We start from the raw sequence: 15139 nt of genomic DNA, 5'->3' as shown, positions 1-15139 counted from the left end.
CTTTTTTGGTAGCTAATCGCAATATCAATATGTTTTTGTCTTCTGCAAAGCGTCGTATAGTCTGGCGCTGTCCAATCTAATCCGCAAAGTTTAATCAGGCTTTGTACAAAGCCAGTGACCATGCGTAAAGATAATCGAAAGAGAGATTTAATCATTAGGCAGCATTGGATAGCTGCGTCGGAGTAAGTTTGATTTCGTCCTTGTTTGCCTTTTGATGGGGCATACCATTGCGTAGCAGGATCAAACCAAATGGCAATATTTCCACGATTAATGAGAGCTCGGTTATATGAAGACCAATTGGTTGTGCGATAAATTTTTGGTGTCGACTTATTCATTTGAAAATTATATTGTGGAATAAGCCTTTAGAGATAGGTTTGTGCAACAAAGCCAGATAAAAATAGAAAGCACCTTCTTAAAAAAAATTGTTAGATTTACCTAGCTGAAAATGTAGGCAGAAACATATTAATTTTTCAGGGATTTAGAACATTTAGCCATGCAAAAGATTCTTCAAGATTTTTCTATTCCAGCTGTATTCGCGGGTTTCATTACCTTTCTTATTGGTATTAGTGTTTCGGCTATTTTAGTGATTCAGGCCGCCCAAGCTTTAGGTGCTTCACCTGAACAAATTACCTCATGGTTTTGGGCTTTAGGTTTGGGTCTTGGTTTATCAGGCCTTATTCTTTCTTGGAAACTTAAATACCCTGTAGCAACAGCTTGGTCTACTGCTGGTCTCGCCTTAATTATTGCAACTGGCGGTGGATATAGCATAAATGAAGCAATTGGTGCTTTTTTAGTTGTTGGTGTACTGACTGCGATTTTAGGTTTTTCAGGAATTTTTCAAAAAGCACTTTCATATATTGAGCATAACTCGATTGATGTAGCTCTTTAAAAGATCGATTACGACCAAAAAAACGCATCAAATGAAATCTTTGTAAAAATGCTGTGAAGAGTCGTTGCCAGAATTTCATCACGAAATCCTCCATTTTTTAGGCGTACAAAGCTCTCGACCTTATTGAGAAATAAAGTCTATAAAAATTTAAAATTTAGAAAGGAATAGGAGATCGTAGACTTACGATGAAGAAGAGAAAATTAGCCCAAAGCCAAACCAACGCTGACGAAAAGTCACAGGTTTGAACATAGCTCGGATACTTTGAATCGTATGAGACGAATTATTTACCAACATTGAAGTTTGGTAGGCATAGCTGTGTGTGGAAGCATATAAAAACATTGGCTTCTCCCCATTTCTAGCGAGAAACTAAACAGATAAGCGCTTGAAGTACTTGATTACAGATAAAGTAATTTGTGTAGGTTTAATCTAATTTTTTACAAAGCTATCTCATTGCAAGATAGCCCTTCCTAAAGGTGATCTTGCTCAGTATTGGCTTTGGTTTAATTGATAATTAAACTCGAACCTCGAACAACTACCCATTTAGGATCTCCATTAAATAAACTCGCGGCAAGTATATGTTTTACTCTCTAGCACACAAGTTTATTTTTGTAATTTTTTATTAACAAAAATTTTAATCAAACTCTATAGCTCTCTTACAACTACTGTTTTCGCCATCTTGTCATGCCATCCTTGTTTTTTCGGATCAAACGCCACCCAAAAAAGACCGATACAAAACACTAAAATGGATGGAATATATCCAATATAACGAATGATAGATTGCATCAAAGTTAACTTATTGCCTGTTTTTTCATCGAGAACCTTTAAACGCATTAAACGCTTACCTGGGGTACCCGCAAGATAGATCCAACATAAAACGGTGTATAAAAACGGAAAAGCATAATTCACGATCAAATCAAAACCATAATTTTGAGGTTTACTGCTCAAACCAGTAGAAAATATCAAATCATAATCGCCATGATAAAAAATCCATGCTGCAGGTATAATTGCTAAAAACATGATAAGGCTATCTATAATCATTGCCCCAAATCTTAGCCAGAACCCTGCATATTCGTATTTATAACTCATGCATACACCTCACTTTTCTTATGTTTTTACTTTACACCAAACACATAACTTCATTTTAGTTTCATCGTAAAGGAAATGTTTTTATTTTTAAATACTTGAAGTAATTTTTTAAGTTTATTAAGAATTGCCCTAAATTTTTTCGAGACCCTACACTCATCACATTAAAATAACATAGATCATTTTTAAGTATTTTATAAACACAAAACTCTAAATAAAGTAGCTTAATTATTTTCATTCGATTAGGCATATATAACAGCTAACTATTTCCAATAGAAAAACATCGATTTTACGTTCTTTTTTAAATAATAAAGCTGCACAAAAAAGCCCTAAACTAATCATAATTTAAAGAGGCTTAAAGTTAATATGCTATTAAATTTTTCAGAATGTTAAATACCACCAAAAAACATGATAAAGATCATATTTCTTATTTAACTTCAAAATAATGCTTTTCAGTAACGAGTTTTATTTTTAGATTTTTATATAATCGATCCTTGGCATTCTCGAGCGAAGGGACTACTTTTTCTGCAAATTTATCATCAGCCATAAGCCTTGCATAAGTTTTGTAGCCGATTACTAATTTTTCTGGCTCTTTACCTGTTTGTTTAAATTCTTCAATAAGCTTACTTACTTTCTTTGCTGTTAAATCTGCCATATGATCACTCCCCCTCAATATACTATTTGGTTATACGAGCTCAGTGTGACAAAAATATGAAAAAGTAATTTATTGTAAAGTTCATCTAAAAAATAAGTTTTCAGTTTAATCTTTACTATCTTAATAGTTATATTTAAAAACCTTATAAAACAATGAAATAATTAAGCTTCATTTAATTTGGTTGTGACTTAATTGAATTGATTTGTACCTTTAAACAAATGTGTTACTCTTAAAGTAAGAAAAGCTTCATACATATAACAACTTGTAAATAAGAGGAATAACATTATGAATTATCAACATATTATTGTACCTGTAGATGGTTCAGAAATTTCTTTGGCAGCAGCACGTCAAGCTGCCCATATTGCTAAGGCTTTTGGTAGTAAACTTACAGCGATTAGTCTTGTTGCAGTAGATCCTTTTAGCGGTGTCGATTTTTATTACATCTCTCCTGTTGTAAAAGATTACTTTGTTGAAGCTCGTGCAAATGCTGAAAAAACACTGGCTAAAGTAAAAGCTTTATGTGCTGAAGAAGGTGTTGATATTGATACAGAAATTATTCAGGGTGAAATTTCATCTGACGGTATTTTAAAAGCTGTAGAAGACTTAAAATCAGACTTAATTGTTATTGGTTCACATGGCCGTAAAGGTTTCCAAAAACTTATTTTAGGTAGCTTTGCGCAAGATGTTCTTAACAGCACCAAAATTCAGGTTTTGGTCGTTAAAGAATAATTTATTGATGTTAAGGAAAAGCCTAATCTATATCTATGGATTGGGCTTTTCCTTTTTAAACTGCATAAATTTTACACAGACTAAAAATCATTATAGAATACCAACCTCGTTTCCTATTCTTTGTGAGTCACGCCAATGAAGTAAGTCCTTTTTCTCATCAATTTTCCTTTTTTTGATGTGCAAAATAGACTATTTCTTAGTGGCTTAACGTCTTTATTTAAAGTTTAACTTTCCTATTTTGTACATCCTGTATTTATGAGGTTTTAATGACTCAGCAGGCATGTGTAATATCACAACTCACTCTAGAATTTCCTTCGAAAGTGATGTTTAAACAATTGAATTTCTCACTAGAGTATCGCCAAGTATCCGCTTTAATTGGTCGTAATGGTCAAGGTAAATCCTTACTTATGCAATTGCTCCAAGAAATTTGTCCCACTGAGGAAATGCACATCAGCGGTCAAATTACTTGGCAAACGAAGCATGCATATTTATCTCAATTAATGCGTCTTTCTTCATCCACCATTGCAGAAGCTTTAGAGATCGATCATCTCTACAATGCCTTGCAAAGAGTAGAACGAGGCGAAGCTGAATATGATGATTATAATTTATTAGAGGGCAAATGGGATCTTCCTTCAGTTTGGGAGACTTTATTGCGATCGGCACAACTCCCAACCGATTTAAAATTTCCAGTTCATCAATTAAGTGAAGGACAAAAAACCAAGTTAGCGTTAGCAGCATTATTTTTAAAAACCGACCACTATCTATTGCTTGATGAACCAAGTAACCATCTCGATCAAGATGCTAGACAATGGTTGATTGCTCACCTAAAAAATCATCCGGCAGGTGCTCTTATTATTAGCCATGATCTGACTTTACTCAATGAAGTAGACCATATTTACTATTTAAATGAACATGGTTTACATCACACTACAGGAAACTATGATTTTTTTTATGAGCAATATCAAGATCAAATTGAGTCTTTAGAGCAGTCGGTGCACCAACATCAACGTGAAGTTAAACACATGAAGCAGAAACAACATGATGTCTTAATGAAAGCTCAAAAACGTGAACGTGCTGGTAATAAGCTTCGTGATTCAAATTCACAAGCCAAAATTTTACTCGACTTTAAAAAAGAACAGGCTGGACAAAGCTTAGGTGCAATACATTCTCAACATCAGCGTCAAATTGATCAAAGCCAGCAAGACTTAAAGAATAAAAAAGTACTTCTGGAAACCGTTAAGCCCCAACAATTTGTCTTCCCCTCTTTTCAAAAAAGGTCAGGAGAAATTCTCAGGGTTCATAACCTAAAACTCAACTATGGCACACAGCAGCCAATTAATTTCGCACTCAAAGCTTCTCAAAAACTTCACTTAGTTGGTCGCAATGGTATTGGTAAATCAACTTTGTTGAAACAGATTGTTCAAAGTAGTTTATTGCCTACCGACGAAATTAGCCTATTTGTAAATTGTTTTTATCTTGATCAGAACTTTAGCTTTTTGTTAGATCATCTATCAGCAGTTGAAAACCTAAGGAATATTAATTCGAATATTTCCGAATTGGAGTGGAGAAATTTACTAGGTCAACTCAGGCTCCGTGGTGATAAAGGTACCCATCCTTTAACTCAACTCAGCGGCGGCGAAAAACTAAAAGTAGCTTTACTAGGTTTGAGTCATGCAGAGACTATGCCTGAACTTTTATTACTCGATGAACCAGAAAATCATTTAGACATCGAATCAAGAGAACTTTTCGCAGAATCAATTTCAAGCTATGAAGGTGCTGTATTACTTGTTTCTCATGATTCAAATTTTGTTGATAAATGCACAATTGTAGAAAAACTTTATTTAAACTGATTCTATTTTTAATCTATACATAGGCTCGATAGTTTAGACCTCATGTATAGATTATCTCTGTCATTTTATATTTTTATTATCTAATATTTGCAAATCTAAATTAAAGGACACTGTTCTATTTTTACGTGCACTATTTCGCATTTGATAAACTTGGATAATATAATCACCATCGACGGGCAATACTATTTCTCCGGAAGAACCTAATGTCGAACCCACTAACAAGGCTTGATCTTTGCCTGGCTTTTTACCTGGAGCAAAAATATTAACATAAGCTAAATTACTATAACTATTAATATTGAATTTTAAAACTTGTCCACTTTTTGCAAACACTCTATATCTAACATCATCATAACCTTGAAACTTTCCAGTTAATGTCATTTGATGTGAACCTTTTAAGAAACTTACTTTTGTTTCAACATTCTTAGCAAGAACTGATAATGGTATAGATAAAATTAAACCAGATAATAATATAGTTTTAATGATTTTATTCATTTTTAATCCTCAACATTATTTTGAATAATTATATGAAATATACTTTTTATTAAGTTTTAATTTATGTATAAATTTGATGTATACCGTTTGAGTTTGTAAATCATTTTCTTATAGCCTTAAAAAAATAGATGTCACTAAACTTTAACTTGCCAGCCCAATAAAACCAATTTAGAATCCGCCCAACGAATTTCTGGGGGCTTCATTGTGAGTACTTGCTCGATTGATAGAATTAAATCATCGACTCATATCTAAGTATCCACTACAGCCCTCTAGCTCTCTTGTGGATCAAAGAGAGTCCCCACCTTATTTTATTCTTATTCATCAGTTTTGTTTACAAACTAGCAAATACTTACATGTGCTCTTTGCTGTATTGGAGTCATCAATGCTATTTCTGAACTTAAAAAAATCTATTGTCTTTGTGAGTACTTGCTTAGCCTTTATTTCAAGTTATGCTGGTCGACCAATGGTTGTCGATGATGCTTCTTTAGTTCCTGCCCACACCTGTCAGCTTGACTCATGGATGCAGAATAACCCTAACGATAAGGAATATTGGGTCATCCCTTCTTGTAATATTGGTGGTAATTTTGAATTTGGTATAGGCATGGGCCGTCATTTTTCTGACGACACTGGCAATGCGACTTATACAACTGTGCAAGGGAAAACACTCTTAAAACCACTTGAGACGAATAACTGGGGGATTGGTTTTTCATTTTCGACTCAAATCAGTAACAACCATACTTCTGAAAAAGATTGGACTGTGAATGTTCCTTTAAGTATTTCTATGTTAGATGACCATTTTTTGGTACATACAAATGTGGGTTGGCTTAAAGAACATACCACTCACCGCGAACAAACTACTTGGGGTGTGGGTACAGAAACATTCATTACGAAACCATTAACATTTACTGCCGAAGTTTATGGAAATGATCGAGACGATTCATTTTATCAAACCGGCATTAAATATATGTTGTACAAAGATAATGTCCAGTTCAATGCAAGTTATGGTAACCGTTTAAATAAAACCAAAGATGACTCATTTTTCTCTGTCGGCCTAATCTTTGTGACTAATCCACTTTTTTCTAAATGAAATGATCACTAAAAAAGCCCATCTCAGGATGGGCTTTTGTTTTTATGAATCTTTATCTAGCGAATGTGGCGTTGTAGTTTTATCTTGCTGCTTCGTATCATTCTCGCCTTGGCAACCTATAACAGAGATTGATACGATTGCTACTAAGCTTAGAGTAGCTATTATTTTATTCATATTTTACCTCATACAATTTCCATTGATTAGCTAATAAATACTGGCTATCAATATTACGATCAGCATAGGTTTATAGACTTTTTTGTTTTATCTACATAGAAATGTAAACTGAAACAATGCACTGTAGCCAAAGTAAGACACTATTTTAGAAATTGTATAAAGCCACTACTTATAACTTTTCACTAATCCGAGTAATGCAATTCGTTCTGTTCTAATCGTAAGAAACACAAAAATCTAGCTTATCGTGAGGTTGTTTAAAGCATGTCCATGCATCTTTTTCAGGTTTATCAACAATTTTTTTTGTCTTTAAATTACGATAATAAATGTGTGCATCTTTTAAATTAGATAAGTTACTTCCGACAGAAACACATGGGTCCTCGTTTGAACAAATATTTGATTCTTTAATAAATACTTTAGTGTTAGGAAAAATTAATCTTTCAAAGTTAGATGTTGAGTTATTTGTAGAAGAGAGTAAGCAAGTCTCCGTAGTATTTTTACCATTTACGACAAAACAACTTTTACTGACCTCGAAGGGCTCTTGAGCGAATGTCCCTGTTGCATAAGGCAATACAAATAAAGTAATAATGCGCTTCATGTTCTTTCTCTCTGTATATTCGATATTTAGCCTAAAACTGCCTATTAATATTTAGACTATATTTAACTGAGTTGCCTATAATACCTCTATTAAGTTTAGTTAAATATTTACTATTTGATAAATTTTACAAAATATTGAAAAAACAGCCAAACAACTGATATATCAAATCAAAAAATTATTGATCTAAAATTTCCCAATCAGTTCCAATTTGTGCCAAAGCAGGTAGTTCATCACTATTAAAAACATTATTTTTACTATCCATAGCGAATCGATAGAGGGGAATTGAATCTGCCTCTGTTTTTTTAAAAAAACTAAAATCTTCGTTGATATGGTTTAGTCCTCTGAGCTATTATCTACTGCTATTTTACTTTTACCCACACCTAAAGGTATGTGTATATAACTTTCACAAGTAACATGAACTCTATTGCCATCCAAATCTTGATATGAACATTTCATATTTAAGCCCTTCCATAATTTTTATAGATGTGTAGGAAAACTTAACATGCTATGCACATAAGTTATGGAATTTTTTATAATGTAATTGTTTAAGTATGTATATCATGTTGAAAAGTTAACTGTTTTCTTTAATTAGAATTGATAGAAATTTTCAAAAAAAGCACCGTTATCGGTGCTTATAGTTATTTACACTTTCCATGAGGACTGTTTATTTCTTCTTTTAAATAATCAATATCCATTTTAATTAATTCTTTATCATTTGCTAGTTCTCGACCAGATTTCTTCATGAAGGTTTTATACTCCTTAAATCTAGCAATAAGAAATTCATTATATTGTAGTTCAAATTGCATATAGGTACATTCTATTGAATCTAGCTTTTTTCTTTGTGCATTAGTTAAATTTTTGTTCGCATTCTTTTTGATAAAAGCGTCTCTTTCTGCCTGAACTACATGAATTTTCTCTATAAGATTATAATACTCGTCTTCAAAACTTGCGTTTGAAGCAGCCATACTATTAGTACAAATAAGTAAGCCCAAGATAAAAACTCTTAATTTCATAATATATAATATTCACTTATCATAATTAAAAAATGCATATTATAAGACAATCATGATCAAATAAAGTAAATAAGTTATATAAAGAAAACCGCCCCAGAAGGCGGTTGCTGAAATTTTACAGCGATTATAAAAGTGCGGTGGATACACACTTTTATAGGACTTTAGACTAGATTTATTTTTTTATTATTTTTCTTATACTCTTCAGAATTAAAATAATTTTCGATCATTCTGACGTTTTCTTCGGATACTGTTTTTTTATTTTCCAGTACCCTCTGGGCTTCTTTTTTTTATATTAAAGTCTGCGGCCATAATACTTGAAAGTGGTGGAAGTTTTGGCTGCCCACCTATCGTAATTTTTTCAATAAAGCTTGCTAACCACATAATATATTCACCCTTATTTTTATATTTAGGCATTAAGCTCATGTCGATTTTAATGGTACATTCATTTAAAGGTTTACTTAAGCACTCTTCAAAATCTATAAAATTATATTTCAGTTTACAGGGAGTGCCCTTTATCTCTTTTCGAATAATGCTGACTAAATTATTCAGTTGTTCAATCAGGTTATCAGAAAATAATTTATCTTCTTCAAATCTTTTATAGATCTTTTCGGCAATTGTTATAAATTTTGGCATGGTTCCTTCCCTCTTATTCTAACTTTTTTTGTTAGACTGACTTTTAAGGAAGTATGATGGATATATCATTTCAGTATGTAAGTGTTGAAATGACAAGTGTAATCAATAAGAGGGTTATGAAACCTGTGCCCATAACTCACCACAGCAAATAATTAAAATGCAAAATTCATCACAATTTATATGCGGAAAAATTTTATATTTGGTAATAATTTTCTAAAAAAATTAAGCTCATCAATAATATTATTTGACCTAAGTTTTTTCTAATATGCTAGCTAAAAATAGAATATAGGAATTATTTTTATTTACTGCCTTGCTGAATAACGAGGTGATTTAGTCGAAGAATAAAATTTAACCCTATATTCAGCAAGGTTTTCTATGGTTTATATTTTAGATTGATGCAGCTTATGCACTACTTAGCGCTGCTTCAAACATTTCAATAATTGCTTTGGCTCCTTCAGCCTTTTGCCTTGCGTCTTGATCATCGAAGATAACCGTTTCATCATTGAGTTCACTCACATATCGCCGGGCTTCGTCTAGAGCTCTCCTTAATTTTTGTACTTTGTGTTTGTTTACGTCTTTGGCAATGGTTGGCGCATATCCTCCACGTTTTGCGTTTTTAAGTTGTCTAGCTCTGTTCTCTATTGCTGTAGCCATTCAAACACTCCAACTCACCTAACAAATTTTAGTAAAGCAACTTTATTGTTTGTTATTCTTAAACATTTAGTATTTTGTTTGTTTAAAGTGTCAAATTCGTTACTTAAGCCTCACTCCTTAAAAATTTTGGATCGAGTTTGCTTAAAAATCAGTCTTTTTTAAGTCATGAAACGCGCATAACTCATATAGTCAATTTATACCGCTATTTAATAATAATTTTCCAAAAATATTTATAAATTAATGTATAAAAATATTAAAAAATGCTATCTACTTGAAAATTCAAAGAAGATAGCATTCTTGTACCACTTACTCTACTGTAAGTTTTTGAAAATCATGGCCTGATGGTGCCTGATACACTCTTAAACCAAACTCAGGCAAAATCGCGATGAGATGGTCAAAAATGTCGGACTGAATTGCTTCATAAGAAACCCATGCAGTGGTATTAGTAAAGGCATAAATCTCTAGTGGTAGACCTTCACTCGTCGGTTGTAATTGACGAACAATTAAAGTTTGATTTTGTGCGATTCCTTTGTGCTGACGCAAATAGAATTCAACATACGCTCTAAATGTTCCGATATTGGTTAAACGTCTTTTGTTATAACGAGACTGACTACCTAAATGCTTATTGAACTCATCAATCTCAGATTGTTTAGCATTGAGGTATTGATCTAACAATAGAAAATCTTTTAGCTTTTGCTGCTCTTCTTCGGTCATGAAGTGCACACTACTCTGGTCAATGAAAAGCGAACGCTTCATACGACGGCATCCAGCGTTACTCATACCGCGCCAGTTTTTAAAAGTGTCTGTAACAAGTTTATTGGTTGGAATAGTGGTATAGGTTTTATCAAAGTTTTGTACGGTTACAGTATGTAGTGAAATATCAATCACATCACCATCGGCATTTAACGACGGCATTTCAATCCAGTCCCCTATACGTACCATGTCATAAGAAGCAATTTGTACACTCGCGACCAATGACAAAATCGTATTTTGGAAAACCAACATTAATACTGCTGCCATCGCACCAAAACCAGCAAGCAAGGTAAATACATCCTTTTTAAGGAATGTACCTAAAATCATTAAACCACAGACTACAAACAAGATGAGTTTAACGAGTTGCAAATAGCCCTTAATCGGCTTGTTTCTAGATTTTGGATTACGTTGATAGATTAAATTAAATATATTTAATAATTCACTGATCGTGAGCGCAATAGTCAGGAAAATAAATGCTTGCGCACCCATCTGTACCAAAGCAATTGCTTTTTCAGATAAGTGTGGAACGGTGGTAATACCATTCATAATCACAATAGCAGGAACAATATTGGCAAACCGCTTTATGACACTATGTTGAGCAAAGACAGATTGATTAAGTGACTTGATTTTAGTCACTAAATGACGAATACCCCGAACAATAATTCGCTTAGCAATGAAGTTTGCCAATGCAGCAAATAGAATTAAAATTGTGAGTGAAACTATCATTTCTAGCCAAGGATAATTGCTTAACTCAGCCTGAAGATCTCGATAATAATTAAAAAAATTCAAACCTCTACACCTTAAAACTTTATTTTCAATAATTTTAAAGTGTTCGTGTGCTATAGATTAAGACTTGTTTACATATGTCGTCATAAATACAACACGTCTATAATACTTAATCGCTAAATTAGATTAATTTATGGAAATATGATTCATACAGACAATAAGCTTAAATTTTTAGAAAGTTCTTAAATAATTTCTGACGCAAAGCCGCTTTTATCTTTGTAGACCATCTAAATCAGATTTTTGTCCTTTAAGCACATGGTGAATAAATTTACCTAATGCTAAAAATTAGCCATTCGCATTAAATCAAAAATTATGAATGGAGTGACATCTATGCTCACAGGGAATCATCAACTTAAAGCAAGAAAAGTATATTTCGACTTTTCAGAGTCATCTGTATGTTGGATGCCAAATGACCCTCTGTGTTCACATGTTGCTAATGGCATAAATATGCTTTTGCCTGCGGGTGAGTTTTGGTTCTGCCGAGTGTTCAATAAAACTCTACCCTACATTAACGATGAAAAATTAAAACAAGAGGTCGTTGGTTTTGTACGTCAAGAAGCAGCTCATGCTCGTGCCCATGAAAAAGCGCAAGACTTTTTGAGGGAACATGGCTACGACATTCAAGATCCTCTCAATCGTGCTCATCTGGTTTTTAATATTTTATTAGGTGACAAACCTCTTGGTATTCCTTTTTTAAAAGGTGAGAAAGTTGAGGAGTATTGGTTACTATTCCGAGTCGGTGTAATTGCTGCAATTGAACACTTTACCGGAACGATTGGTCAATGGACTCTCGATAGTAAGTCGTGGGATAAGGCAGATCCTGCCATGGCAGATTTATTCCGTTGGCATCTTGCGGAAGAAGTAGAGCATCGCTGTGTTGCCTATGACTTATTTGAGCACTTATTAACAAATAAATTTGGGTTTTATATTTCTAGGCAAGCCATCATGATGGCAGTTTTCCCATTATTTATTTATTTTCTTGCCGATTTCGCCCGTAGTCTTGGACGACAAGATTTGGAACACCAAGATATTCAAAAATTGATGCGTAGGGGTTACATTAATATTATTCGTGAGTTTGAAAAAACTGCTACTCAATCAGATAACCTACCAACAATCAAATATTTATGGAAAGCGACTTTAAGATGGGTGTCTCCAAAATTTAATCCGATCCATGAAGGTGACACCGAACAAGCTTTAGCGTATATGGCTCGCTCACCTGCCGTTCAATACTTTGAACAAATGACACAACATTCTGCTACGGCTTCAACATTAAGCTAAATGCTGACCTATTTTTTGTTTTAATCAGCGCCCCTTTATAGGGGCTTTTTTTATGTAAAAAGCATTATTCACAAAATATATCCGTCATTTTTTCCAAAAGATTACTTTTTGTTAGTGTGATCAATTTTTATAAAATAGTAAGTTCCTGCCTATCTGCTTATATTTAAAAACTTAATTTATTTAGCCTTTTACAAAATATAGATTTTATTATTCAAAGAATTAGATCAAAAAAATTAGTGAAAATTCCTATAACTCATCCTACTTTTGCTTTACAAACCGCAACAATCTTGGAATAAATCGTAATAATAATTTAATTAATAATAATTATCATTTACAACACATAAAAACCTGAGAAGATCTGCCATGATCCATGAAAATATTCTCGAATGCATAGGTAAAACGCCACTATTACAACTATCAAGGCTATTCACGCATCAATCAGTCTCAGTGATTGCGAAAATGGAATTGTTAAACCCAGGAGGAAGTATTAAAGACCGTCCAGCATTATTCATGCTACAGGAAGGCTTAAAATCTGGAGTAATTCATAAAGATAGTCACATTGTTGAAAGTTCGTCAGGGAACTTAGCGATAGCCCTTGCAATGGCTTGCAAAATATATGGATTAAAATTCACTGCCGTTATTGACCCGAAAATTGCCTCAGCAAACCTACAAATGCTGAAGCTTTACAAAGCCAATATCGAAATGGTCTCTGAAAAAGACCAAAACGGCGGTTATTTAAAAACCCGAATTGACACCGTAAAACGGCTCTGCCAACAACTACCAAATGCTGTTTGGATTAATCAATACGCCAATCCAAACAACTGGAAAAGCCACTATTTTGGTGAAGCAGAAGAAATCTTAAATCAAATTGATCGCAAGATTGATTACCTCGTGATCGGGGCAAGTACCTCCGGCACGATTATGGGCGTGTCTCGTCGCCTTAAAGAAAGATTTCCAGAATTAAAAGTCATCGCTGTCGATATTGTTGGCTCTGTGCTGTTCGGTGGTACATCTGGTCCACGCGAAATTCCCGGTATTGGAGCAAGTACTGTTCCGGCTCTCCTCTCCCCCGATGAAATTGATGATGTCATTTATGTAGATGACTACGAGTCGGCACTTGGTTGTAGAGAACTTCTTGAACACGAAGGAATCTTTGCAGGTGGTTCGAGCGGCTCATCAATTTCAGCCATCAAAAAATTGATTCCAACCATTCCCGAAGGTTCATGCGTCTTAACACTTTTACCCGATCGCGGCGACCGTTATCTCGATCTGGTTTATGAAGATGAATGGTTCGAAATGATCAAAAAACGTCACCTTAATCGAAACATGCGACGTCAAGAAAACCTTACTTTACAAAATGTTGTTTAACTTTCTCCTTAGGAAATATTCATGAGCAATTTGGCTACCCTTCGCTATTTAAGTCAATCAGATTTATTAAATCTTGGCGCAAATCATAGTAATTCATTTATTGAAGCGATTACTGAAGGTTTAACCCTGCATGCAAATAAACAGTTTGTACAACCTTTAAAACCTTATCTTCGCTGGCAAGGTGCAGACCATATTGCTGACCGTATTATCGCTATGCCTTGTTATTTAGGCGGCAACGATCCAATTGCTGGAATTAAGTGGATTGGTTCAAGACAACATAACCCTAAAAAATTCAATATTCCGCGTGCGAGCGCATTAATTGTTTTAAATGACTCCGAAACAAATTATCCAGTTGCAGTGATGGAAGGCAGCCTCATCAGTGCCATGCGAACTGCTGCAATTACGGGTGTTTCGATTAAGTATCTAGCAAAAAAAGACTTTTCTGACATTACCGTAATTGGCTGCGGCCCAATTGCCCAAATGCAGATTAAGACGGTGCTTGAACAATATGCTCAAGTGAAAAAAATCCATTTATTTGATGTGAACCCTGAAGCGGCTGAAAAACTCAAAGCTTTGTTCTTATCGGAATATCCACATCTAGAAATTGAAATTCATGACAGTGCTAAGTCTGCGATTCAACAAGCTGACGTCCTTATTACCTGCACAGTCTCAGATAAACCTTACATTCCGTTTGAATGGCTTAAAAAGGGCTGCTTTGTTTCAAACATTTCAATTATGGATATTGAACCTGAAGTCTTCTTAAAAGTCGACAAAGTCATTGTGGATGACTGGGATCAATCAAACCGAGAAAAGAAAGTTATCAACGTGCTGGTTGAGGATGGCTTATTCAGCCGTGAAAAACTACATGCTGAACTTGGCGACATCATTATTGGTCATAAAAACGGCCGCGAACACGAAGATGAAATCATTTTGCTCAACCCAATGGGCATGGCGATTGATGACATTGTCTGCGCTAAGTGGTTCTTCAATGCCGCACAAGAACAAAACGTTGGCACGGTTCTACCGCTTTTATAAGAATAGGAATAACTAAAATGTTAGATCGGATTTACACAACACAACTACAAAAAACGATAGATGCA

General features: G+C 34.1%; 15 protein-coding genes and 3 pseudogenes. 7 read left to right on the top strand and 11 right to left on the bottom strand.

Annotated elements, in window-relative coordinates:
* Positions 1–335, bottom strand: a 335-nt coding sequence (locus MSG95_RS14750; RefSeq protein WP_272363349.1) for a transposase, incomplete at its 3' end; no start/stop codon positions are given.
* Between the two features lie 158 nt (positions 336–493).
* Between MSG95_RS14750 and MSG95_RS14745 the strand changes: the two are divergent.
* Positions 494–859: pseudogene (locus MSG95_RS14745) on the top strand (benzoate/H(+) symporter BenE family transporter); the annotation flags it as partial.
* 672 nt (positions 860–1531) lie between these two features.
* Here MSG95_RS14745 and MSG95_RS14740 read toward each other — a convergent pair.
* Complete coding sequence (locus tag MSG95_RS14740) at positions 1532–1975, bottom strand: RDD family protein (protein ID WP_004701040.1); 444 nt, start codon at positions 1973–1975, stop codon at positions 1532–1534.
* Positions 1976–2399: 424 nt separating this feature from the next.
* Positions 2400–2627: a hypothetical protein gene (locus MSG95_RS14735; RefSeq protein ID WP_004701036.1), complete on the bottom strand. Its 228-nt coding sequence runs from the start codon at positions 2625–2627 to the stop codon at positions 2400–2402.
* Between the two features lie 285 nt (positions 2628–2912).
* On the opposite strand from MSG95_RS14735, the gene MSG95_RS14730 reads away from it, so the two are divergent.
* Positions 2913–3356, top strand: coding sequence for a universal stress protein (locus MSG95_RS14730; RefSeq protein WP_004701033.1), 444 nt, complete (start codon positions 2913–2915; stop codon positions 3354–3356).
* Positions 3357–3622: 266 nt separating this feature from the next.
* The gene (locus MSG95_RS14725) at positions 3623–5206 is read left to right on the top strand and encodes an ATP-binding cassette domain-containing protein (RefSeq protein ID WP_151819553.1); all 1584 of its coding nucleotides are present in this window, start codon (positions 3623–3625) and stop codon (positions 5204–5206) included.
* Between the two features lie 60 nt (positions 5207–5266).
* Here MSG95_RS14725 and MSG95_RS14720 read toward each other — a convergent pair whose 3' ends face one another.
* Positions 5267–5698: a DNA breaking-rejoining protein gene (locus tag MSG95_RS14720; protein WP_324624918.1), complete on the bottom strand. Its 432-nt coding sequence runs from the start codon at positions 5696–5698 to the stop codon at positions 5267–5269.
* Between the two features lie 382 nt (positions 5699–6080).
* Here MSG95_RS14720 and MSG95_RS14715 point away from each other — a divergent pair, with 382 nt between their 5' ends.
* Positions 6081–6785 (top strand): hypothetical protein, encoded by a 705-nt coding sequence (locus MSG95_RS14715; protein ID WP_077166282.1) that lies wholly within the window; start codon positions 6081–6083, stop codon positions 6783–6785.
* A gap of 42 nt (positions 6786–6827) precedes the next feature.
* Here the strand turns inward: MSG95_RS14715 and MSG95_RS14710 are convergent, their stop codons facing one another.
* From MSG95_RS14710 to MSG95_RS14680, 7 genes and pseudogenes are all read right to left on the bottom strand, one after another.
* A complete protein-coding gene (locus MSG95_RS14710; protein ID WP_077166281.1) occupies positions 6828–6959 on the bottom strand; it encodes a hypothetical protein in 132 nt (43 codons plus the stop codon).
* Between the two features lie 211 nt (positions 6960–7170).
* Positions 7171–7554, bottom strand: coding sequence for a hypothetical protein (locus MSG95_RS14705; RefSeq protein ID WP_077166280.1), 384 nt, complete (start codon positions 7552–7554; stop codon positions 7171–7173).
* A 175-nt stretch (positions 7555–7729) separates the two neighbouring features.
* Positions 7730–8010: pseudogene (locus MSG95_RS14700) on the bottom strand (hypothetical protein).
* A gap of 182 nt (positions 8011–8192) precedes the next feature.
* Positions 8193–8519, bottom strand: a complete 327-nt coding sequence (locus tag MSG95_RS14695; protein ID WP_324645099.1) for a hypothetical protein — start codon at positions 8517–8519, stop codon at positions 8193–8195.
* Between the two features lie 209 nt (positions 8520–8728).
* Positions 8729–9200 (bottom strand): annotated as a pseudogene (locus MSG95_RS14690) (hypothetical protein).
* A gap of 402 nt (positions 9201–9602) precedes the next feature.
* Positions 9603–9854, bottom strand: coding sequence for a hypothetical protein (locus MSG95_RS14685; protein ID WP_016804989.1), 252 nt, complete (start codon positions 9852–9854; stop codon positions 9603–9605).
* 306 nt (positions 9855–10160) lie between these two features.
* The gene (locus tag MSG95_RS14680; RefSeq protein ID WP_004701012.1) at positions 10161–11396 is read right to left on the bottom strand and encodes a mechanosensitive ion channel family protein; all 1236 of its coding nucleotides are present in this window, start codon (positions 11394–11396) and stop codon (positions 10161–10163) included.
* Positions 11397–11723: 327 nt separating this feature from the next.
* Here MSG95_RS14680 and MSG95_RS14675 point away from each other — a divergent pair, with 327 nt between their 5' ends.
* The 3 genes from MSG95_RS14675 (at position 11724) to sbnB (ending at position 15074) form a co-directional block, all read left to right on the top strand.
* Positions 11724–12671 (top strand): metal-dependent hydrolase, encoded by a 948-nt coding sequence (locus tag MSG95_RS14675; RefSeq protein WP_039254101.1) that lies wholly within the window; start codon positions 11724–11726, stop codon positions 12669–12671.
* 363 nt (positions 12672–13034) lie between these two features.
* Positions 13035–14039, top strand: coding sequence for a 2,3-diaminopropionate biosynthesis protein SbnA (sbnA, locus tag MSG95_RS14670; protein WP_077166277.1), 1005 nt, complete (start codon positions 13035–13037; stop codon positions 14037–14039).
* A 21-nt stretch (positions 14040–14060) separates the two neighbouring features.
* Entirely contained in the window at positions 14061–15074 is a 1014-nt protein-coding gene (gene sbnB, locus MSG95_RS14665) for a 2,3-diaminopropionate biosynthesis protein SbnB (RefSeq protein ID WP_003652251.1), read from the top strand.
* Positions 15075–15139 lie beyond the last annotated feature (65 nt).

This window comes from Acinetobacter sp. IK23, from assembly GCF_035615275.1.
In the GTDB taxonomy this organism is placed as follows: domain Bacteria; phylum Pseudomonadota; class Gammaproteobacteria; order Pseudomonadales; family Moraxellaceae; genus Acinetobacter; species Acinetobacter seifertii.
This window is presented reverse-complemented; position numbering and strand designations above follow the sequence as displayed.

What these genes read in the sequence shown, in the direction of transcription:
- MSG95_RS14740 (WP_004701040.1), bottom strand. Translation starts at nt 1,975, where the DNA reads ATGAGTTATAAATACGAATATGCAGGGTTCTGGCTAAGATTTGGGGCA.
- MSG95_RS14735 (WP_004701036.1), bottom strand. Translation starts at nt 2,627, where the DNA reads ATGGCAGATTTAACAGCAAAGAAAGTAAGTAAGCTTATTGAAGAATTT.
- MSG95_RS14730 (WP_004701033.1), top strand. Translation starts at nt 2,913, where the DNA reads ATGAATTATCAACATATTATTGTACCTGTAGATGGTTCAGAAATTTCT.
- MSG95_RS14725 (WP_151819553.1), top strand. Translation starts at nt 3,623, where the DNA reads ATGACTCAGCAGGCATGTGTAATATCACAACTCACTCTAGAATTTCCT.
- MSG95_RS14720 (WP_324624918.1), bottom strand. Translation starts at nt 5,698, where the DNA reads ATGAATAAAATCATTAAAACTATATTATTATCTGGTTTAATTTTATCT.
- MSG95_RS14715 (WP_077166282.1), top strand. Translation starts at nt 6,081, where the DNA reads ATGCTATTTCTGAACTTAAAAAAATCTATTGTCTTTGTGAGTACTTGC.
- MSG95_RS14710 (WP_077166281.1), bottom strand. Translation starts at nt 6,959, where the DNA reads ATGAATAAAATAATAGCTACTCTAAGCTTAGTAGCAATCGTATCAATC.
- MSG95_RS14705 (WP_077166280.1), bottom strand. Translation starts at nt 7,554, where the DNA reads ATGAAGCGCATTATTACTTTATTTGTATTGCCTTATGCAACAGGGACA.
- MSG95_RS14695 (WP_324645099.1), bottom strand. Translation starts at nt 8,519, where the DNA reads ATGGCTGCTTCAAACGCAAGTTTTGAAGACGAGTATTATAATCTTATA.
- MSG95_RS14685 (WP_016804989.1), bottom strand. Translation starts at nt 9,854, where the DNA reads ATGGCTACAGCAATAGAGAACAGAGCTAGACAACTTAAAAACGCAAAA.
- MSG95_RS14675 (WP_039254101.1), top strand. Translation starts at nt 11,724, where the DNA reads ATGCTCACAGGGAATCATCAACTTAAAGCAAGAAAAGTATATTTCGAC.
- sbnA (WP_077166277.1), top strand. Translation starts at nt 13,035, where the DNA reads ATGATCCATGAAAATATTCTCGAATGCATAGGTAAAACGCCACTATTA.
- sbnB (WP_003652251.1), top strand. Translation starts at nt 14,061, where the DNA reads ATGAGCAATTTGGCTACCCTTCGCTATTTAAGTCAATCAGATTTATTA.